The following is a 19032-nucleotide window of genomic DNA, read 5'->3' as shown; positions in this document are numbered from 1 at the left end:
TGACGCAGGCACAACCGCGCGTCGCGGCAGGGAGTTCCCGGCGAAGTATCTTCCGTGCGTCACCCACGCTTCAAGTTTGCTTGTCCTCGGCCAGGATGAACACGGCGCCGGTGAGCGTCGCGCCGATCGCGAAGGTCGTCACCAAGGTGAGGGCGAAGACCATCGCGGCCTGGCTTCCGCCATTGTTCAGCAGGTTGGCGACGGCTGGATTGGACAGGACGAGCGTGAGGCTGAAAATGAGGCCGAGCGCTGCGCCCATCATTGCATGCGTCATCAGCTTGATAAGGCCGCTGGCAGAGATCAGCTCAGACGACTTCTTGGTGCGCATGGGACGGCATCCCGAACTGCCACGCCAACGCGCATGTGATCGCCGGGTTCCGTTCCGCTGAAGGAATTGTTACCGCCCGTTTCATCCGGCGTTCATGCCGGGCTTGCCAAGATGGGCGCCAGCAAAACGGGAACATCGATATGGGTAAGGTCGTCTTTCTTTACCGCTCGCTGGCCTATCGCAACGCGGCCGCGGACATCCTGCGCAAGGCGCGCAAGCTTCCGCTTGGCGCGGAGCGGAGCGCGGCCCGCCGCTACGCGAGGGCGCTGCGCGATCTCGCCCGAACGGAAGCCTGGCTCGAGGGGCGCGTCGCGCGCGAACCGCGCACGGCGCAGCGCATGAGCAGCGCAGCGTCAGGTTAACCGGATGCGCGTTGCAATTCGGCAGCGCCGGCGGTGTCGAACTTGCTTGGTGCAGCCGCCGCGGTCTTGCGTGTCAACGGCACCTCAAGACGGCACAGCAGGCCCTCGGCGCGCCAATCGAACTGCGCCTGTCCGCCAAGCTGGGACTCGATGCTCGCAAGCAGGCTTCGCGTGCCGAAGCCGCGCGATTTCGGGGTCTTGACCAGGGGACCGCCGGATTCCTCCCAGCTCAGCGTGAGCAGCTCCTCGTCGACCTGCCAATCGATCGCGAGCCGCCCCGCTCGCGTGGATAGCGCGCCGTACTTTGCCGAGTTAGTAAAGAGCTCGTGCAGTGCGAGCGCCAGCGTCTGGGCCGTCGCCGGCAGCAACTGAACTTCGGGCCCTGCCAATTTGATCTGGTCGCCCAGCGAGTAGGGCGCAAGCTCCTCGTCGATCAGCCTGGAGAGCTCGGCGCCTTGCCAGCTCGACAGCGACAGGATGGTGTGCACGCGCGCCAGCGCATTGATGCGCCCCTCGACGGCGTTGACATAGGCCTTGACCTCGTCGGCCCGGGTGAGGCGCACGATCGACTGCGCCAGCGCCAGCGCGTTCTTCGCGCGATGATCGACTTCCCGCGCCAGCAGGTTCTGCCGCTCCTCGGCGCGCTTGCGCTCGGTGATGTCGACGGTCACGCCGCTGACGCGCACCACGCGCCCGCTCTCGTCCGTGGTTGCGGCCGCCGTGCCGACGCACCAGCGCACCTCGCCGTCGGGCCGGATGATGCGGAACTCCGTCTCATAGGCGCGTGTGCCCTTGTTGAACTCGGCGATCGCCTTGCGCAACTGGTCGACGTCGTCGGGGTGCAGCAGGGCCTGAACGTTGGCCGGATTGATCTCGAAATTGTCGGGGCTGACGCCGAAGATATTGTATTGCCCCTCGTCCCACATCCAATCGCCGCTGATCCAGTCCCAGTCCCAGGACCCCATCTTGCCTGCCGCGATCGCCATGCTGCGCCGCTGCTCGCTCTCGCGCAGCTTCGCGGTGGAAGCCTCCAGTTCCGCGGTGCGGGCGCGGACGCGATCCTCGAGCTCGTGGTTCAGCCGTTCGAGCTCGCGCGTCTTGCGGTAGAGCTCGGCAAACACCTTGATCTTGGCGCGCAGTACCTCCGGCACGACCGGAACCGGCACGTAATCGACCGCGCCCATCTCGTAGCCGCGCAGCCGGTCGATGTCGCTGACCTGGATCGCCGAGATGAAGATCATGGCGGTCTTCTGGAAACGCGGATGCTCGCGGATCATCGCGGCGAGCTCAAAGCCGTCGAGCTCGGGCATGCAGACGTCGACCAGGATCACCGCGATCTCGGTCTTGAGCAGCACCTCCAACGCCTCGCGGCCCGAGGAGGCGATCACGAGGTTCTCGCCGAGATCCTTCAGGATCACCTCATAGGCGAGCAGCTTGGCCGGCTGGTCGTCGACGAGCAGGATGTTGACCTTTTCCTGGTCCATGCGCGTGTCCAACTCAGCGATGCAGCCACATGCGGATCGCAAGCAGCAATTGGTCGGTGTTGACCGGTTTGGCGAGGTAGTCGGACGCGCCGGCTTCGAGGCATTTCTCCCGGTCGCCCTTCATCGCCTTGGCGGTCAACGCGATGATCGGCAGACGGGCGAAGGCCGGGTTCTCGCGGATCACGCCGATGGTCTGGTAGCCATCCATCTGCGGCATCATGATGTCCATCAGCACGATCGCGATCTCCGGATTGGATTCGACCAAGGTCACCGCCTCGCTGCCGGTCGTGGCCGTCAGCACCTTCATGCCGCGTCGTTCCAGCACGCTCGAGAGCGCGAAGATATTGCGGGCATCGTCGTCGACGAGCAGGGCGGTCTTGCCGATCAGGTCCTCGTCGGAACTGTTCAGCTTCTCCAGCATGCGCTGCTTCTCGAGCGGCAACTCCGTGATCACGCGGTGCAGGAACAACGCGGTCTCGTCGAGCAGGCGCTCGGGCGATTCCACGCCCTTGACCACGATGCTGCGTGCCATGGTGTGGAGTTCCGCATCCTCCTCGGCCGAGAGCTCGCGGCCGGTGAACACCACGACGGGGATGTTCGACAGCGCCTCGTCGTTGCGGATCTGATCGAGCACCTCGAAGCCGCTCATGTCGGGCAGCCTGAGGTCGAGCACCACGCAATCGCAGGGTTGCTCGCGCAACGTCGTGAGCGCACCGGCCCCGGTATCCGTGGCCAGGATCTCGATGTCGTCGTGGTGCAGCAGCTCGCGGATCGAGAGCCGCTCGGCCTCGTTGTCCTCGACGATCAAGAGTCGCTTGCGCCGCGGCCGCGCATATTCCTTGATCTGCGTCAGCGCGGCCGAGACGCCCTCGGTCGTCGTCGGCTTGTTGACGAAGGAGAAGGCGCCGCGCGCCAGCGCATGCTGGCGGTCCTCGTCGAGCGTGATGATCTGAACCGGGATGTGGCGGGTGAGCGGATTGTGCTTGAGCTGGCTCAGCACGGTCCAGCCCAGCATGTCGGGCAGGAACACGTCGAGGGAGACGGCCGTCGGCTGGTATTGCTTGGCGAGCTCGAGGGCCTCGGCGCCGCGCGCGGCGACCAGGACCTTGAAGCCCTTGTCGCGGGCCAGATCGACCAGCACGCGGGCATAATGCGGGTCGTCCTCGACGATCAGGAGAATGGTGTCGCCGGGCTCGAGGTTGAGGCGGTCGTCGGGCAGCTGCTCGATAACGCGCTGCTGGTCAGGCGCGGCAGGCTGCAGCGCCGGCGGCTGGCCGTATTGCTGTGACGCCGGCGCCCGCGGCGCGAGGGTCGGGCCGGAATATTTCAAGGGCAGATAGAGCGTGAAGGTCGAGCCCTTGCCCGGCGCGCTGCGCAGGTGGATCTCGCCGCCGAGCAGGCTGGCAAGCTCGCGGCTGATCGCAAGGCCGAGGCCGGTGCCGCCATATTTGCGGCTGGTGCCGGCATCGGCCTGCTGGAACGCCTCGAAGATCAGCTTCTGCTTCTCCAGGGGAATGCCGATGCCGGTGTCGGACACTTCGAAGGCGATCACGGCCGGCGCCGAGTTCAGCACCGGATGATCCGACCCCCAGCCGCCGATTGCGCCGGCGACTTTCAGGCGCACTTCCCCGTCGGCGGTGAACTTGAAGGCGTTGGAGAGCAGATTCTTCAGAACCTGTTGCAGCCGCTTGGAGTCGGTCACGATGCTGCGCGGCAGGTTCGGATCGACGTCGATCTTGAACGACAGGTTGCGGTTGTCCGCCTCGTGCCGGAACGGCCGGCCGACGGTCTCGAGCAGGTTCGCGGTCAGGATTTCCTCGGCGTCGACCGTCACGGTGCCGGACTCGATCTTGGAGAGATCGAGAATGTCGCTGATGAGGTTGAGCAGGTCGGTGCCGGCACCATGGATGGTGCGGGCGAACTCGACCTGCTTGGCCGAGAGGTTGCCATCGGGATTGTCGCTGAGCTGCTGTCCGAGGATCAGGATCGAGTTCAGCGGCGTACGCAGCTCGTGGCTCATATTGGCGAGGAATTCGGACTTGTACTTCGACGTCAGCGCGAGCTCGGTCGCCTTCTCCTCGAGCGCGCGGCGGGCCTGCTCGATTTCCTGGTTCTTGCGTTCGACCTCGACGTTGCGCTCGGCGAGCTGCTGCGCCTTCTGCTCGAGCTGGTCGTTGGTCTGCTGCAATTCGCGCTGCTGGGTCTGCAGCTCGCCGGCGAGCTGCTGCGACTGCTTGAGCAGGCCTTCGGTCTGCATCGTGGCCTCGATCGAATTGAGCACGATGCCGATGGAGTCGGTGAGCTGCTCCAGGAAAGTCATCTGCGAGGTCGTGAAGGAGACCAGCGAGGCGAGCTCGATCACGGCCTTGACCTGGCCCTCGAACAGCACCGGCAGCACGACGAGGTTCTTCGGGGCGACGCGGAACAGCGCCGAGTTGATCGGCACCACGTCCGAGGGAATGTCGGAGACGACGCGCGGCCGCTTGTCGAAGGCGCATTGGCCGATCAGGCCTTCGCCGAACTGCAGCACCGGCTGATAGGGGTAGACGCCGTCGCTGGCGTAGGAGGCGAGCAGCAGGAGCTGGGGATCGTTCTCGTTCTCGACCTGGTAGATCACGCCCGTATGGGCGTTCACCAGCGGCGACAATTCGGTGAGCAGCAATCGGCCGACCGTGGTGAGATCGCGCTGTCCCTGGAGCATGTTGGTGAACTTGGCGAGGTTGGTCTTGAGCCAGTCCTGCTCGGTATTCACGTCCGTCGTGAGACGGAGGTTGGTGATCATCGTGTTGATGTTGTCCTTCAGCTCCGCCACTTCGCCGCGGGCGTCGACCTGGATTGACCGCGTCAGGTCGCCCTTGGTCACCGCAGTTGCGACTTCCGCGATCGCGCGCACCTGCGAGGTCAGGTTGGCCGCGAGCAGGTTGACGTTGCCGGTGAGATCCTTCCAGGTGCCGGCAGCGCCGGGCACGTTGGCCTGGCCGCCGAGCCGGCCTTCGACGCCGACCTCGCGCGCCACCGACGTCACCTGATCGGCGAAGGTCGCGAGCGTCTCGGTCATGTTGTTGATGGTGTCGGCGAGCGCTGCGACCTCGCCCTTCGATTTCACCGTGAGGTTCTGCTTCAGATCGCCATTGGCGACCGCGGTCACCACCTTGACGATGCCGCGGACCTGCTCGGTCAGGTTCGCCGCCATGAAGTTGACGGTGTCGGTGAGATCCTTCCACGTGCCGGCGACGCCGGGCACTTGCGCCTGGCCGCCCAGCTTTCCTTCCGTGCCCACCTCGCGCGCGACGCGCGTCACTTCGCCGGCGAAGGCGTTGAGCTGGTCCACCATGGTGTTGATGGTGTTCTTCAGCTCCAGGATTTCGCCCTTCACGTCGACGGTGATCTTGCGCGAGAGGTCGCCGCGCGCGACCGCCGTGGTGACTTCGGCGATGTTGCGGACCTGGGTGGTGAGGTTCGCAGCCAAGAGGTTGACGTTGTCCGTGAGATCCTTCCAGGTGCCGCCGACGCCGGGCACCACGGCCTGACCGCCGAGCCGGCCCTCGGTGCCGACCTCGCGCGCCACGCGCGTGACTTCGGCGGCGAAGGAGCGGAGCTGCTCGACCATGGTGTTCAGCGTGTCCTTCAGGAGAAGGATCTCGCCGCGTACGTCCACCGTGATCTTCTTCGACAGGTCGCCGCCGGCGATCGCGGTTGCGACCTCGGCGATGTTGCGGACCTGCGCCGTCAGGTTGGAGGCCATGAAGTTGACGTTGTCGGTGAGGTCCTTCCAGGTGCCGGCGACGCCGGGCACCTCGGCCTGGCCGCCGAGCTTGCCTTCGGTGCCGACCTCTCGCGCCACGCGCGTGACTTCGCCGGCAAAGCCGTTGAGCTGATCCACCATGGTGTTGATGGTGTTCTTCAGCTCGAGGATTTCGCCCTTCACGTCGACGGTGATCTTGCGCGAGAGGTCGCCGCGCGCCACCGCGGTCGTCACCTCGGCGATATTGCGGACCTGGGCGGTGAGGTTACCCGCCATCGAGTTGACGCTGTCGGTGAGATCCTTCCAGGTGCCGGCGACGCCGGGGACGTTGGCCTGACCGCCGAGGCGGCCTTCGGTGCCGACCTCGCGCGCCACGCGCGTCACCTCGCCCGCGAAGCGGTTGAGCTGGTCGACCATGGTGTTCAGCGTGTCCTTGAGCTGAAGGATCTCGCCGCGCACGTCCACGGTGATCTTGCGCGACAGGTCGCCGCCGGCGATGGCGGTGGCAACTTCCGCGATGTTGCGGACCTGCGCGGTGAGGTTGCCCGCCATCGAGTTCACGGAGTCGGTCAAGTCCTTCCAGGTGCCGGCGACGCCGGGCACGTCGGCCTGGCCGCCGAGCTTGCCGTCGGTGCCGACCTCGCGCGCCACGCGCGTGACTTCGCCGGCGAAGGCGTTGAGCTGGTCGACCATGGTGTTGAGCGTTTCCTTCAGCTGAAGGATTTCGCCCGAGACGTTCACCGTGATCTTCTTGGACAAGTCGCCCTTCGCCACCGCGGTTGCGACCTCGGCGATGTTGCGTACCTGGCCCGTGAGGTTCGAGGCCATCGAGTTGACGCTGTCGGTGAGGTCCTTCCACGTGCCGCCGACGCCGCGCACCACCGCCTGACCGCCGAGCTTGCCTTCGGTGCCGACCTCGCGCGCCACGCGCGTGACTTCGCCGGCGAAGGCGTTGAGCTGGTCCACCATCGTGTTGATGGTGTCCTTCAGCTCGAGGATCTCGCCGCGCACGTCCACGGTGATCTTCTTCGAGAGGTCGCCGCCGGCGACTGCGGTGGTCACCTCGGCGATGTTGCGGACCTGCGCGGTCAGGTTCGAGGCCATCGAGTTGACGCTCTCGGTGAGGTCCTTCCAGGTGCCGGCGACGCCGAGCACGTTGGCCTGGCCGCCGAGCCGGCCCTCGGTGCCGACCTCGCGGGCGACGCGCGTCACTTCGCCGGCGAAGGCGTTGAGCTGGTCGACCATGGTGTTGAGCGTTTCCTTCAGCTGAAGGATCTCGCCCGAGACGTTCACCGTGATCTTCTTCGACAAGTCGCCGCTCGCGATGGCGGTCGCGACGTCGGCGATGTTGCGGACCTGCGCGGTCAGGTTGGAGGCCATGAAGTTGACGTTGTCGGTGAGGTCCTTCCAGGTGCCGGCGACGCCCGGCACCTGGGCCTGGCCGCCGAGCTTGCCCTCGGTGCCCACCTCGCGCGCGACGCGCGTGACTTCCGAGGCGAACGAGTTGAGCTGGTCCACCATGGTGTTGATGGTGTCCTTCAGCTCCAGGATCTCGCCGCGCACGTCCACGGTGATCTTGCGCGAGAGGTCGCCGCGCGCCACGGCGGTGGTGACGTTGGCGATGTTGCGGACCTGTGCGGTCAGGTTGCCGCACATCGCGTTGACGGAGTCGGTCAGGTCCTTCCAGGTGCCGGCGACGCCGGGCACGATGGCCTGGCCGCCGAGCTTGCCGTCGGTGCCGACCTCGCGCGCCACGCGCGTCACTTCGGAGGCGAAGGAGCGCAGCTGGTCCACCATCGTATTGATGGCTTCCTTGAGCTGGAGGATCTCGCCGCGGACGTCGACCGTGATCTTCTTGGAGAGGTCGCCATTGGCGACCGCGATCGTCACCTCGGCGATGTTGCGAACCTGGTTGGTCAGGTTGTTCGCCATCGAGTTGACGCTCTCGGTGAGGTCCTTCCAGACGCCGGTCACCTCCGGCACCTGGGCCTGGCCGCCGAGCTTGCCTTCGGTGCCGACCTCGCGCGCCACGCGCGTCACCTCCGAGGTGAACACGCCGAGCTGCTTGATCATGGTGTTGACGATCGTCGCCGACTGCAAGAACTCGCCGCGGAGCGGACGGCCGTCGACGTCGAGCTTGACGGTCTGCAGCAGGTCGCCTTGCGCCACAGCGGCGACCGCACGCGTCACCTCGCGGGTCGGCCACAACAGGTCGTCGATCAGCGTGTTGACGGAGCCTTCCATGTCGGCCCAGGAGCCGGAGGCGAGGCCGAACTTCACGCGCTGGCGGGTCTTGCCTTCGCGTCCCACCACCTGGCCCACCAGCTCGAGCTGCTGTGCCATGCGCTGGTTGGCGGCGATAATTTCGTTAAAAGTGTCGGCGATCTTGCCGTCGATACCGAGATAGTCGCCGCTCATGCGCACCGAAAAGTCACCGCTGCGCATCGCCTGGAGGGCGAGCAGCAGCTCCGCTCGGGAATCCGGCTCGGACGTACCGTTGATTTTTGGCTTTGGGACGCGACGACCGGAGCGTGATGCAGTTCCGGAATCGAGGTCGCTCATACTGTTTCCCCCGCAGGCGTCGGCCGAATCTGAGGCAAGACGCGTTCGACGAAATAAGAGCGTCAGCCAAATTCGAAATCAAGCGCCAACGTACGGCGCCAGGAATTGGAACCCGCTTTGCTCAGCCCAACCACACTAACGGCGGTCCGGCCGGTTTGGTTCCATGGCCTCAGAAGGAAAAAGGCCCGCAAGTGCGGGTTGTCCATGCGTCCGTCGTCCGCAGCCCTCCTTCGGAACGGAGCGCCGAGCCTGACGGTTAGCCAGCGCAGACAGGGAGAACGGACATGAAGGCAGCAATTTTCGCCATCGCCATCACGGCGCTTGCCGCGGGGTCGGCTCTGGCGCAGGGCGGTGCGCCAAGCGGGCGCGGCTCCGTGACGGGCGACCCCGCCGCAAGCTCCGCTAACCCGCAGGCGGACACGCCGACCACCGGAGCGGCCACCCGCTCGAATCCAAGCGGAAGCGGCACGTCATCGTCCGGCGGCAAGGACGACAACGGCGATGCGGGTCGCGACAAGATGCCGGAGAGCGACCGCACCGTGCGGCCGCAGAGCCAGCAACATCCGAATGCCAAGTAGAGTTATTTGTCCGCCATGGTGCGCTCGGCGTCCCTGACCTGCGCGCGCAGCAGCGGAAGCTGTTCGCGCGCGAACGCTGCGAGCGCCGCATTGTCGGGCGCCGTCAGATAGCGCTCGAGCAGGCCGATGATCGATTCATACTCGGGAATCTGCGCGGCATAGAAACTTCTGACATAGGCCGGACCATCCGACATTTCGGGCTCGACGAGGCTCGCGCTCGAGGATGTTGCCCTGCCGAGCTGCAGTTCGGCGCCGATCGCCTGCTGGACCTCTTTCAGCCTCTTGTCGCGCTTAGCCGCTTCCTCGGCGCGCAGGGCGGCGAGGTTCTTGACCTCGGCGTTGCCCTTGAGGTCGGTGTTCTCGAGCAGCCCCTGTTGAAACCGGCTGAAATTGTAGGCACCGCTGATCACCTCGATCGCGGAGGGCACCCGTGCGCCGGGCTTTCGTTCGCCAAGGCTGTCGGCAAGCGCCGAGGTGCTGATCAATGCCAGAATGATTGCGGCGACAACTCGCATCGATCTTCAATGACGAACCGCGTGCGAAAGTTCCCCGACCATTACGATCCGGTAAGCGGGTTGCGGCGCAAGAGTTCCGTCCCCACGTCCTCTATATGAAACAGTCTGATGTCTTCAGAGACAACGCTGACAATTGTCTTCAGCTTGCCGAGCGCGCTGACGGACAGCCCGCCCATAAGCGCTATTCGCGCATGGCCGACGCCTGGACGGCACTCGCCAACGAGCAGGATTGGCTCGACGGCGAAATTTCGCCCGTTCCCGTCCATGCAGCTCCAAAGCGGAACGGGTGAGCTCGTCTTCAAAATCTGCATGTGAGACCGCTCAAGGAAGGCGCACAACTGATTTGGGATCATCCGGGAACGTCGATCGCGGAGATTTCCAATTGCAGAAGGAGGTTTGGCGATGGCTCCGCGTCTGGCTCTTCTCTCCCTCATTCTCGCCTTTGGCGTCTCCGTCGCGTTCGCGACGGTGACCACGGTGCGACAGGTGCATCTCGAGAGCGCATCTCCCGTCCACGCCGTGCGCAGCTGATTGCCGCAGCGGAACATTTGACGCCGCTATGCGTAAGCGCTCCGACACATCAGCAGAAGCGAGAGCGCATCATGGCCCATTCCGACCAAGGCATCGTCAAGGACAAGCGTGGGGAGGTGCAGCCCCGCGACAAGGAACGTGCGCAATCCGTGCACAAGGCGGATCCGAAAGGCTCCCCCTCGCGTGAAGCGACGCGCGATCCCAAGCTGAACGACAACATCAAGACGCCGGGTTCCGGCGCCATGCCGGACGGCTCGAGCGACGCCACGGGCTAGCTCTCACCAGGAACGAATTTCCGCGGGAAGTGTCGACGGATTGCTTCCGGCAGTCATGCCCCCGGTGCGCCGGAAGCAATCTCCAAGGACGGCCCTGGCACCCACCGTGCCGGGGTCGTTTGCTTTTGGTGGGGGCTTTCCGTGCGTCATTCGGCGCCGCTCTCCGGATCCCCCTGAGTATGTCCTTCAGGCCCGCGGCCGAATACGCCGAAGCTGCTTGACTTCACGCCCGCAGCGGCATCGACGCCCACAGCGGCCAGTCCGAACTTCAGGAGTTCGCGGACTGCTGCCGCCCGCGTCGGCATGCGGTGCTTGAACCGGAAATCGTCAATGGCGGCCAACTCTTCCGGCGAGAGCATGACCTGAAGGCGCTCGGCGCGAAGGTCGTTCATGGCGATCACGCAAATTGAGTAGGTTGAGTAGCTTACTCAACGAACCTACTTGATGAGAGTTCCGCGAAAGCCGACGAAGTCTGCAAGGGAGCAGGAAATCAAATAAAATCAATAATTTATTGAAACGCATGCCGCCGTAAGGCATTGTTCCGGAAGGGAGAAGACCATGACGGACGAAGTCAGGTTACCTCGCAAGCTTTCCGAAGAACCCGCAGCGCCCGAGCCGGTGCGGCCAAGCCAGCAGAAGATCATCGATGAGGTCGAGCGCTGGGCCAACAGCCCGGGCCTCCAGCCGCCGCAATCGCAGCCTTCGACGGGAGCGAAAGCGAGCTAGGGCATGATCCGAAAAAGTGCGAAGGGGTTTTCCGCAAAGATCATGCGTAAACAACAATCTAAAGCGCGATGACGATTCATCCAAATCTCATCGCGCTTTAAGGCTCTGCGAAGCGAGAGCCCGTTGCCGACGGCGAATGGCCTGATCGGCGCGATTTGTGGGAGACACTGCGAAGCTTGCGTCTGAGCCACCAGGCCGACACGGACACGATGGCCCAGACCGTCAGCGCGGCGAAAAAAGCGAGCGCGACGCTTGCCCCGACGATTAAATGGAAGATAGCGGCGAACGCGGCGAGGCCGATGCTACCGAGCGCGGCGCCGGCAGCATCGAGCGCCGCGGCCTTCTGTCCGCGACGCCGCCCGCTCAGGCCGGCCTTCTCCTTGGCGTGACGCTCGTGGCTTTCGATCAGCGTCGCGCTGGCGCAGAAGATGGCCGGAAGAGCAAGAAAGAGCCCGCCGACGGACGGGCCGAACTTCGAGCCGATAACGCCCGCGAGCACCGTCGCACCGCCGCCGAGCACGAAGCGAATGGCGTACTCGTACCACCGCGTCTGTTTCAGCGCCGATGTCGATAGCTTCACCAGCATCAGGCGGCACCTCCCAGGCCGGCGAGCAGGCCGAAGGCGACAACGAGCCATGCGGCAAAGGCGAGGATCGTGGCTGGAAGCGCGCCGAAACGGAACCTCATCAGGAGGTGGCAGACGACGACGCTGTAGCAGGCGAGTGCGACGGCGCCATATATCATCGTCCAGCTCTGGGCCGCAGCATATTGCGGGCCGTGCTGGACCACTGCGATGGCGAGGGTGGCAAGCGCCACCGACGGTGCGGCGCCGAGCAGCCCGGCAAAGCTCTTCGGCCGCAGCATGTCACCGAGGATCGCGAAGACGGATACGATCAGGCCGCCGGCGACGAAGCGCACGAGATATTCAGTCATGGCTGTCCCCCGGCCTTGCGCTGCCGCTGCCGTGACTTCGCCATCGTGAACGGCCGGAACAGGCGCTCGACAACGATGCCCAGCATGAAACCTGCCACGACATCGCTGGCCCAGTGCGCGAGCAGCGCGACGCGCGTCAGGGACAGCGCCACCGCAAAGGAGCGCGCCAGGTTGCGCGGGACCGGCGGCAACAGGCCTGCGGCCGAGGCAAGGGCGCCCATATGCACGGCGTGACCTGAGGGAAATGCATCGTGCGCGCGTCCCGAAAAGGGAACACCGCGCCCATGGCCGCTCACCGTCAGCCGGTCGGGCCTCGTCTGATCGAACACGGATTTCAAGACATGCGGTAACACGGCCGTCGCCAGCGACACGATCAGGACATGATCAGCAACGGGGCGCTGCTGCGGGTGCCGGAAGCGGGTGTAGAGCCATCCTGCTGCCGCGAGCGCAACCAGGACATGCTCGTCGGCGCCCCAGGTCATGGCCTGGGCGGCATGCTCGAGCCCCGAGTTGGTATTGTGCGCGATCTCGTTGGCGACCGCCGTGTCGATCCGGGTGGGTTTGACTGTTACAAGGGCCATCGGTCCGTCGGCGACTGTTCCTCCATGACAATTTTGTAAAGCCTGGAAACAAAGAAGGTTCCTGGCTCAACCGGCAGGCACCGCCCAGCGGCAGCGCGATGACGTTCTCATCGCGCGTCAGGAAGGACGCCGGAGGGCCGGCGTCCTTTCAGCAATGCGTTACTTGCTGGATTGGCCGACGCTTGGCGCCCTGCCGAGGTTCTTGGCCATCTCGAGGTGGTGCTTCAACGCCGGGAGCGTCTTGCCGGCCCAATCCTTGAGCTCGGCATTGTCGCCGCCCTTGGCGTAGCGCTCGAACAGCGACACGGCATCTTCATGCGCGCTGACCTGATAGGAATTGTAGTCCGAGCTGAAATCCTTGCCGCTCGCATTCTTGAGCTTGTCGATCTTGCTCTGATGCGAGCTGTCGAGCGCCGTCGGCAGCTTGGCCTGCACCTTGCCATTGCCGACCAGTCCCTTGAGCTCGTTGCTCGTCTTGGTGTGATCGGTGATCATCTGCTGCGCGAAGGCTTTCTCTTCCGCGTTGCCCTTCTGCTGGGCGAGCTTGCTCGATTCGATCTCAAACATGTCGCTGATCGCGACCTGCGTCACGAAGTCCGCGGTCGCAGGCGCAACGCCGAGCGCCGAATTCACGCCGGTCTTTTCGCCCAGCGACTGGGCGACGGCAGGGCCTGCGAGAATCATGCAGGCAAGAGCGATGATTGTGCGTTTCATGGTCAAATCCTTCCGAAAAGGTCGCGTGGCCGCTTGCCGGCGACGTGCGGCGACCAACACGCCGCCGGGGCCGAGGTTCCTAACGGCTAATCCGCGCGATTCCGTCCGGTGCGCGGATTGATGGGATCTGTCGGCTTGCGTCGAAGCCGTTCGGGCAGGAACGGTTCGGCCGCCGTGGCGGTCGCGTCGGCCCGTACGTCCGCGTGGTGCTGCGCCTGCTCGTGGGAGGTGGGGTTGTCACTGATCCGGCGCTTGACGTCGAGACCGTCGACCGGATCGTTGACGCCGTGCCGGATGTCGCGGAAATCACTCATGGCTCGCCTCATTGCTTTCCTGGCAGGATCGATTCCAGCACCTGCCGCGCTGCTCCCTTGATCATCCCGCTCTCGTTCGGGTCGCCCTTCATCAGGGCGAGCGAGAAGTTCTTCGCCTGCTGCAAGGTGATGTGCGGCGGCAGCGGCGGCACCTCGGGATCGGTTTTCACTTCCAGCACGACGGGCATCTCGCTTGTTAGCGCCTGTTCCCAGGCCGAGCCGAGCAGCTGTGGGCTGTCGACGAAGATGCCGCGCAGGCCGATCAGTTCGGCGAAGCGCGAATAGGAGACGTCGGGAATGCGCTGTGACGCCTCGAACTTGGGATCACCGTTGATGATGCGTTGCTCCCAGGTGACTTGGTTGAGGTCCTCGTTGTTGAAGACGCAGACGATGAAGCGCGGGTCGTTCCAGTCGCGCCAGTACTTCGCCGCGGTGATCAGCTCGGCCATGTTGTTCATCTGCATGGCGCCGTCCCCGACGAGTGCAATCACGGGGCGGTCCGGATGGGCGTATTTGGCCGCGAGCGCGTAAGGCACAGCAGCACCCATCGAGGCGAGCCCGCCGGAAAGCGAGGCCGTCATGCCGCGCCGCATCTTCAGGTCGCGGGCGAACCAGTTGGCGCAGGAGCCGGAATCGCTGGTGATGATGGCGCGGTCGGGCAGGCGCGGCGACAGTTCCCAGGCGACGAGCTGCGGATTAACTGGCGCGGCGGGCTGATGCGCGCGGCCATCCAAAGTCTTCCACCAGGTCGCAACGTCGTCCTGAATGCCCTGGCGCCAGGCGCCGTCGCTCTTGGGCTTCAGCCGCGGCAGCAATGCGCGCAGCGTCTCGGCGGCATCTCCGATGAGGCCGACCTCCATGGGAAAGCGGATCGACATCATGCCGGCGTCGATGTCGATCTGGACGCCGCGCGCGCTGCCTTCCTTCGGCAGGAATTCGGCGTAAGGAAAGGCCGAGCCCACCATCAGCAGCGTGTCGCATTCCATCATCATGTTGTAGCTGGGCTCGGTGCCGAGCAGGCCGATCGAGCCGGTGACCCATGGCAGGTCGTCGGGTAGCGCCGCCTTGCCCAGCAGCGCCTTGGCGCAGCCGGCCGACAGCCGGTCGGCGACCGCGATGACTTCGTCGGTTGCACCGAGCGCTCCGGCGCCGACGAGCATCGCGACCTTCTTGCCGGCATTGAGGATCTCCGCGGCGCGGTCGAGATCGGCATCACGAGGGACGACTTTAGGTGGGCTGTACCCGACGCCGGAATGCAGCGTGCCGTGCGCACGGGGCGGGTCCTCGTAATTCTCCTCCTGCAAGTCGTTGGGCAAGATGATGACGGTGGGAGTCCGCCGCGCCAGTGCGATCCGCACCGACCGATCAATCAGGTGTCGCACCTGCGCAGGCGAGGAGGCCTGCATGACATAGGCGCCCGCGACGTCCTTGAACATCGAGAGGAGGTCGAGTTCCTGCTGATATTGACCGCCGAGGGCGTTGCGCGACTGCTGGCCGACGATCGCCAGCACCGGCTGGTGATCGAGCAGCGCATCGTACAGCCCGGTGACGAGATGCGAGGCGCCGGGACCGGAGGTCGCAATGCAGACGCCGAGCTGACCTGAGAATTTTGCGTAAGCGGTGGCCATGAATGCCGCCATCTCCTCGTGCCGCGCCTGCACGAAGCCGATGTTGCCGCCCGCCCGGTTCATCGCACCGAACACGCCGTTGATGCCGTCGCCGGGATAGCCAAAGATGTGGCGCACGCCCCATTGGTGCAGGCGCTGAATGATGAAGTCGGAGACGGTCTGGGACATTGCGGGCGGCTTTCTCTGTTGCGGCCTCGATAGCCTCAGAGAACCGGTTCTTTGTGGCGATGTTCCCAAGCATTTCCGGAACACGCGCCGGAACGATCACGCACCCCTTTCGGTTGATTCACAAATAGCCGAGTGGAGAATAACGATGCTCAATCAGAGCGAACTGGACCGTAACGAGATGGGCCGGCTGATCGGAAGCGACAAGGTCGAGGGAACCGCGGTCTACGGTGCCGATCGCAACAAGATCGGTTCAATCGAACGGGTCATGATCGACAAGATCAGCGGCAAGGTCTCATATGCGGTGCTTGGTTTCGGCGGCTTTCTCGGCCTCGGCAATGATCACTATCCGTTGCCCTGGCAATCTCTGAAGTACGACACCGAGCTCGGCGGTTACGTGACTGCGATCACCGCCAAGGATCTCGAAGGCGCGCCGAAATACGGTGAGAAGACCGACTGGAACTGGAGCGACGACGCCGCCGTGCGCGGCATCAACTCCTATTACGGTGTTCCCTTCGCTTGAGCTTTGAGAGGCGCGGCGTCTCACTCACTCCGCCGCTTCTCTCCGCCCCGGGCCCGCATGCACATGCACCTGCTTGGCATGCAGCACCTCGCCGCATTCCGAGCACACCATTACGGGATCGAACAGCTTGCCGCAGCTCTTGTGCTCGTGCAGCAGCGGGCGGCCGCGCTCGTCGCCCATATGGGCGTCGCCCCAATGCACCATCGCCATGATGATCGGGTAGAGGTCGAGCCCCTTCTGGGTGAGGATGTATTCGTAGCGCTTCGGTGCCTCGGAATAGGGGACGCGGCGCAGGATGCCGAAGCGGACCAGCTTCTTCAGCCGCTCCGAGAGCAGATGGCGTGTGATCTGCAGCGAGGACTGAAACGCTTCGAACCGCCGTACCCGCAGGAAGCACTCGCGCAGGATCAGCAGCGTCCAGCGGTCGCCAATCGCGGCGACGGTGCGCGCGAGCGAGCAGGGCTCTTCCTCCAGCGTGTCCCATTTCATGATGCAGTTCCTGCAAGTCGTCAGTCTGAAAAAGGAACTAAGTTGATCGATCAGAGAGATTTTCACTGGAAGCTAACACTCAGCCACTCAGTTTGACAGTTCTATTTTTGAACTATAGCCTCCGGCACATAAATGCCGCGCGCTCGCAGCGCGGCCCATGGGAGGAGGCGGTCTTGTCCAAGCGAAACGCCACTGCGGCCGTCATCGGAGCCGGCGATTTCATCGGCGCCGAGATCGCCAAGAAGTTTGCCGCCGAAGGGTTCTCGATTTTCGCCGGCCGCCGCAATGGCGATAAGCTGGCGCCGCTGGTGCAAGAGATCGAAGCCGCCGGCGGCGAGATCCACGCCCGCTCACTCGACGCGCGGAAAGAAGATGAGGTCATCGCCTTCCTCGACGACGCCGACAAGCACGCACCGCTGGACATCTGCATCTTCAACGTCGGCGCCAACGTCAATTTCCCGATCCTCGACACCACCGAGCGCGTGTTTCGGAAGGTGTGGGAGATGGCCTGCTATTCCGGCTTCCTCGCGGGCCGTGAGGCGGCGCGGCTGATGCTGCCGCGGGGCGGCGGCAACATCTTCTTCACGGGTGCGACTGCAAGCCTGCGCGGCGGCAGCGGGTATGCCGCCTTCGCCAGCGCCAAGTTCGGCCTGCGCGCGGTCGCGCAGGCGATGGCACGCGAGCTCGGGCCGAAGAACATCCACGTCGCCCATCTCATCATCGATTCCGGCGTCGACACCGAATGGGTGCGCCAGCGCCGGCTCGAGGCGCTCGGGCCGAATGCGCTCGATAATCCCGATCTCCTGATGCCGCCGTCATCGGTCGCGAGCGCCTATTGGCAGCTCTACCAGCAGCCGAAGAGCGCCTGGACCTTCGAGATGGAGATCCGCCCCTTCGGAGAGAAATGGTGACCGCCGCGAGAAAGTCCGGCTAGACTGAGCTCAACATCAAGCAAAACCGGGAGGATTTTCAGTGAAGACCGCGATCACCGAACTGTTCGGCATCGAGCACCCGATCATCCAGGGCGGCATGCATTTCGTCGGCTTCGCCGAGCTGGCCGCTGCCGTCTCCAATGCCGGCGGGCTCGGCATCATCACCGGTCTCACGCAGAAGACGCCCGAGCTGCTCGCCAAGGAGATCGCGCGCTGCCGCGACATGACGGACAAGCCGTTCGGCGTCAACCTCACCTTCCTGCCGGCCTTCTCGGCGCCGCCTTATCCGGAATATATCGCGGCCATCGTCGAGGGCGGCATCAAGGCGGTGGAGACCGCGGGCCGCAGCCCGGAAGCCTACATGCCGGCGCTGAAGGCCGCCGGCATCAAGGTCATCCACAAATGCACATCGGTGCGTCACTCGCTGAAGGCCGAGCGCATCGGCTGCGACGCCGTCAGCGTCGACGGCTTTGAGTGCGGCGGCCATCCCGGCGAGGACGACATTCCCAACATGATCCTGCTGCCGCGTGCGGCGGAAGAGCTGAAGATCCCGTTCGTCGCCTCCGGCGGCATGGCCGATGGTCGCAGCCTGGTCGCGGCGCTCTCGCTGGGCGCGGCGGGCATGAACATGGGCACGCGCTTCATCGCCACCAAGGAAGCGCCGGTGCACCAGAACGTCAAGAATGCTCTCGTCGCAGCCACCGAGCTCGATACCCGCCTGATCATGCGGGCGTTGCGCAATACCGAGCGCGTCCTGAAGAACGCCAATGTCGACCGCCTGCTCGAGATCGAGCGCGAAAAGGGCGCCAAGCTCACGATCGACGACATCCACGACCAGGTCGCGGGCGTCTATCCCAAGATCATGCTGGACGGCCAGATGGATGCCGGCGCCTGGAGCTGCGGCATGGTCGCGGGCCTGATCCACGACATCCCGTCCTGCAAGGAGCTGATCGATCGCATCATGGGCGAGGCTGAAACCATCATCCGCAGCCGCCTGCTGGGGTTCCTGGACGGGACGGACGCTGCGCGAAAGGTCGCCTGACACCGTCAAACTTCTTAACCACGGCGGCATCTGACCGCTGGAATTACGCGCGGCGCCTCCTAGATAGGGGTAAATTGCCCCTTTCATAAATCGATTTCAGGAGGCGTCCGTGGTCCTGAAAAGCGTTCCCTTCGCAATTGCCTTCGCCCTCGTGGTCGCAGGGGCCGGTGTTGCGCGCGCCGACGACTACAAGCCCGGCGAATATCTTGGTCTCGATCTCTCCAAGGCGGTGCTGTCGCCGAAACGTCTCGGGCCGGAGACGCACTTCGCGCCGGTCGCGCTCGAAGCGCGTGGCGCGAACGAAGCGCAGGCGCGTGCTGAGCCGGTCGATGTGCCGAAGAAGGTTGCCGCCGAACGTGTTCGTGTGGCCGAGCCGAAGAGCGCGCATGCCAGAAGCGCACCGTCGCGCGGGGCGGCCCGCGCCAAGCTAGCACGCCGCGGCAACCCGCTCGATGCGCAGGCGATGGACACCCGCATCCAGACCTGGCCATGCCGCTCTGGCGGCATTTGCAACTGGAAGCGGTGATCACAGCCGTCATCCCCGCGTCGCAAAACCGTAGGCGCGGAGTCAAGAAACCGTAAGCTGGCAGTCAAGGAGCGCAGGC

Annotated in this window: 22 protein-coding genes; 10 read left to right on the top strand and 12 right to left on the bottom strand. The window is 64.7% G+C overall.

Going from position 1 to position 19032, the window contains the following annotated elements; all coding sequences use genetic code 11:
• Positions 1-70: 70 nt before the first annotated feature.
• The gene (locus I6F20_RS20410; protein ID WP_036029986.1) at positions 71-328 is read right to left on the bottom strand and encodes a hypothetical protein; all 258 of its coding nucleotides are present in this window, start codon (positions 326-328) and stop codon (positions 71-73) included.
• Between the two features lie 140 nt (positions 329-468).
• On the opposite strand from I6F20_RS20410, the gene I6F20_RS20405 reads away from it, so the two are divergent.
• Positions 469-690, top strand: a complete 222-nt coding sequence (locus I6F20_RS20405; RefSeq protein ID WP_036029983.1) for a hypothetical protein — start codon at positions 469-471, stop codon at positions 688-690.
• Here the strand turns inward: I6F20_RS20405 and I6F20_RS20400 are convergent.
• Complete coding sequence (locus I6F20_RS20400; RefSeq protein ID WP_036003924.1) at positions 687-2174, bottom strand: HWE histidine kinase domain-containing protein; 1488 nt, start codon at positions 2172-2174, stop codon at positions 687-689. The genes I6F20_RS20405 and I6F20_RS20400 overlap by 4 nt on opposite strands.
• A gap of 13 nt (positions 2175-2187) precedes the next feature.
• Positions 2188-8481 (bottom strand): HAMP domain-containing protein, encoded by a 6294-nt coding sequence (locus I6F20_RS20395; protein ID WP_225127578.1) that lies wholly within the window; start codon positions 8479-8481, stop codon positions 2188-2190.
• A 284-nt stretch (positions 8482-8765) separates the two neighbouring features.
• Here I6F20_RS20395 and I6F20_RS20390 point away from each other — a divergent pair, with 284 nt between their 5' ends.
• A complete protein-coding gene (locus I6F20_RS20390; RefSeq protein ID WP_036030987.1) occupies positions 8766-9059 on the top strand; it encodes a hypothetical protein in 294 nt (97 codons plus the stop codon).
• Between the two features lie 2 nt (positions 9060-9061).
• Here the strand turns inward: I6F20_RS20390 and I6F20_RS20385 are convergent, their stop codons facing one another.
• The gene (locus I6F20_RS20385; protein WP_225127577.1) at positions 9062-9574 is read right to left on the bottom strand and encodes a DUF4142 domain-containing protein; all 513 of its coding nucleotides are present in this window, start codon (positions 9572-9574) and stop codon (positions 9062-9064) included.
• Positions 9575-9669: 95 nt separating this feature from the next.
• On the opposite strand from I6F20_RS20385, the gene I6F20_RS20380 reads away from it, so the two are divergent.
• The 3 genes from I6F20_RS20380 to I6F20_RS20375 all read left to right on the top strand — a co-directional run bounded on the left by I6F20_RS20380 (position 9670) and on the right by I6F20_RS20375 (position 10380).
• On the top strand, positions 9670-9864 hold the full coding sequence (locus I6F20_RS20380) for a hypothetical protein (RefSeq protein WP_074447527.1): 195 nt from the start codon (positions 9670-9672) through the stop codon (positions 9862-9864).
• A 112-nt stretch (positions 9865-9976) separates the two neighbouring features.
• Complete coding sequence (locus I6F20_RS37970) at positions 9977-10105, top strand: hypothetical protein (protein WP_260346296.1); 129 nt, start codon at positions 9977-9979, stop codon at positions 10103-10105.
• A gap of 71 nt (positions 10106-10176) precedes the next feature.
• Positions 10177-10380 (top strand): hypothetical protein, encoded by a 204-nt coding sequence (locus I6F20_RS20375; RefSeq protein WP_036003938.1) that lies wholly within the window; start codon positions 10177-10179, stop codon positions 10378-10380.
• A 146-nt stretch (positions 10381-10526) separates the two neighbouring features.
• Here the strand turns inward: I6F20_RS20375 and I6F20_RS20370 are convergent, their stop codons facing one another.
• Positions 10527-10772, bottom strand: coding sequence for a hypothetical protein (locus I6F20_RS20370; protein ID WP_036003940.1), 246 nt, complete (start codon positions 10770-10772; stop codon positions 10527-10529).
• A gap of 166 nt (positions 10773-10938) precedes the next feature.
• Here I6F20_RS20370 and I6F20_RS20365 point away from each other — a divergent pair, with 166 nt between their 5' ends.
• The gene (locus I6F20_RS20365; RefSeq protein ID WP_167361644.1) at positions 10939-11106 is read left to right on the top strand and encodes a hypothetical protein; all 168 of its coding nucleotides are present in this window, start codon (positions 10939-10941) and stop codon (positions 11104-11106) included.
• 97 nt (positions 11107-11203) lie between these two features.
• On the opposite strand, the gene I6F20_RS20360 is transcribed toward I6F20_RS20365, so the two are convergent.
• The 6 genes from I6F20_RS20360 to I6F20_RS20335 all read right to left on the bottom strand — a co-directional run bounded on the left by I6F20_RS20360 (position 11204) and on the right by I6F20_RS20335 (position 15444).
• A complete protein-coding gene (locus I6F20_RS20360; RefSeq protein WP_225127576.1) occupies positions 11204-11692 on the bottom strand; it encodes a DUF3147 family protein in 489 nt (162 codons plus the stop codon).
• On the bottom strand, positions 11692-12039 hold the full coding sequence (locus tag I6F20_RS20355; RefSeq protein ID WP_036030998.1) for a DUF3147 family protein: 348 nt from the start codon (positions 12037-12039) through the stop codon (positions 11692-11694). The genes I6F20_RS20360 and I6F20_RS20355 overlap by 1 nt, the downstream gene beginning before the upstream one ends.
• Positions 12036-12620 carry a phosphatase PAP2 family protein gene (locus tag I6F20_RS20350; RefSeq protein ID WP_225127575.1) on the bottom strand — a complete coding sequence of 195 codons (585 nt, stop codon included), beginning with the start codon at positions 12618-12620 and terminating at the stop codon, positions 12036-12038. Before I6F20_RS20350 ends, I6F20_RS20355 begins: the two co-directional genes overlap by 4 nt.
• A 159-nt stretch (positions 12621-12779) precedes the next feature.
• Positions 12780-13334, bottom strand: a complete 555-nt coding sequence (locus tag I6F20_RS20345; protein ID WP_225127574.1) for a DUF4142 domain-containing protein — start codon at positions 13332-13334, stop codon at positions 12780-12782.
• Between the two features lie 86 nt (positions 13335-13420).
• Positions 13421-13648 (bottom strand): hypothetical protein, encoded by a 228-nt coding sequence (locus I6F20_RS20340; protein ID WP_036003954.1) that lies wholly within the window; start codon positions 13646-13648, stop codon positions 13421-13423.
• An 8-nt stretch (positions 13649-13656) separates the two neighbouring features.
• Positions 13657-15444, bottom strand: a complete 1788-nt coding sequence (locus tag I6F20_RS20335; protein WP_225127573.1) for a thiamine pyrophosphate-requiring protein — start codon at positions 15442-15444, stop codon at positions 13657-13659.
• Positions 15445-15589: 145 nt separating this feature from the next.
• Here I6F20_RS20335 and I6F20_RS20330 point away from each other — a divergent pair, with 145 nt between their 5' ends.
• Complete coding sequence (locus I6F20_RS20330; protein WP_036003959.1) at positions 15590-15964, top strand: PRC-barrel domain-containing protein; 375 nt, start codon at positions 15590-15592, stop codon at positions 15962-15964.
• Between the two features lie 24 nt (positions 15965-15988).
• Here I6F20_RS20330 and I6F20_RS20325 read toward each other — a convergent pair whose 3' ends face one another.
• Positions 15989-16453 carry a winged helix-turn-helix transcriptional regulator gene (locus I6F20_RS20325; RefSeq protein WP_036031008.1) on the bottom strand — a complete coding sequence of 155 codons (465 nt, stop codon included), beginning with the start codon at positions 16451-16453 and terminating at the stop codon, positions 15989-15991.
• Between the two features lie 173 nt (positions 16454-16626).
• Between I6F20_RS20325 and I6F20_RS20320 the strand changes: the two genes are divergently transcribed.
• From I6F20_RS20320 to I6F20_RS20310, 3 genes are all read left to right on the top strand, one after another.
• Positions 16627-17364 (top strand): SDR family oxidoreductase, encoded by a 738-nt coding sequence (locus I6F20_RS20320; RefSeq protein WP_225127572.1) that lies wholly within the window; start codon positions 16627-16629, stop codon positions 17362-17364.
• A 61-nt stretch (positions 17365-17425) separates the two neighbouring features.
• Positions 17426-18427 (top strand): NAD(P)H-dependent flavin oxidoreductase, encoded by a 1002-nt coding sequence (locus I6F20_RS20315; RefSeq protein WP_036031011.1) that lies wholly within the window; start codon positions 17426-17428, stop codon positions 18425-18427.
• A gap of 109 nt (positions 18428-18536) precedes the next feature.
• Positions 18537-18953: a hypothetical protein gene (locus tag I6F20_RS20310; RefSeq protein WP_225127571.1), complete on the top strand. Its 417-nt coding sequence runs from the start codon at positions 18537-18539 to the stop codon at positions 18951-18953.
• The last annotated feature ends 79 nt before the right edge of the window (positions 18954-19032 follow it).

The sequence above is a fragment of the Bradyrhizobium sp. IC3123 genome, assembly GCF_020193625.1.
Lineage (GTDB): Bacteria > Pseudomonadota > Alphaproteobacteria > Rhizobiales > Xanthobacteraceae > Bradyrhizobium > Bradyrhizobium yuanmingense.
The sequence above is the reverse complement of the archived record's forward strand: the minus strand, read 5'-3'. Positions and strand labels throughout refer to the sequence as shown.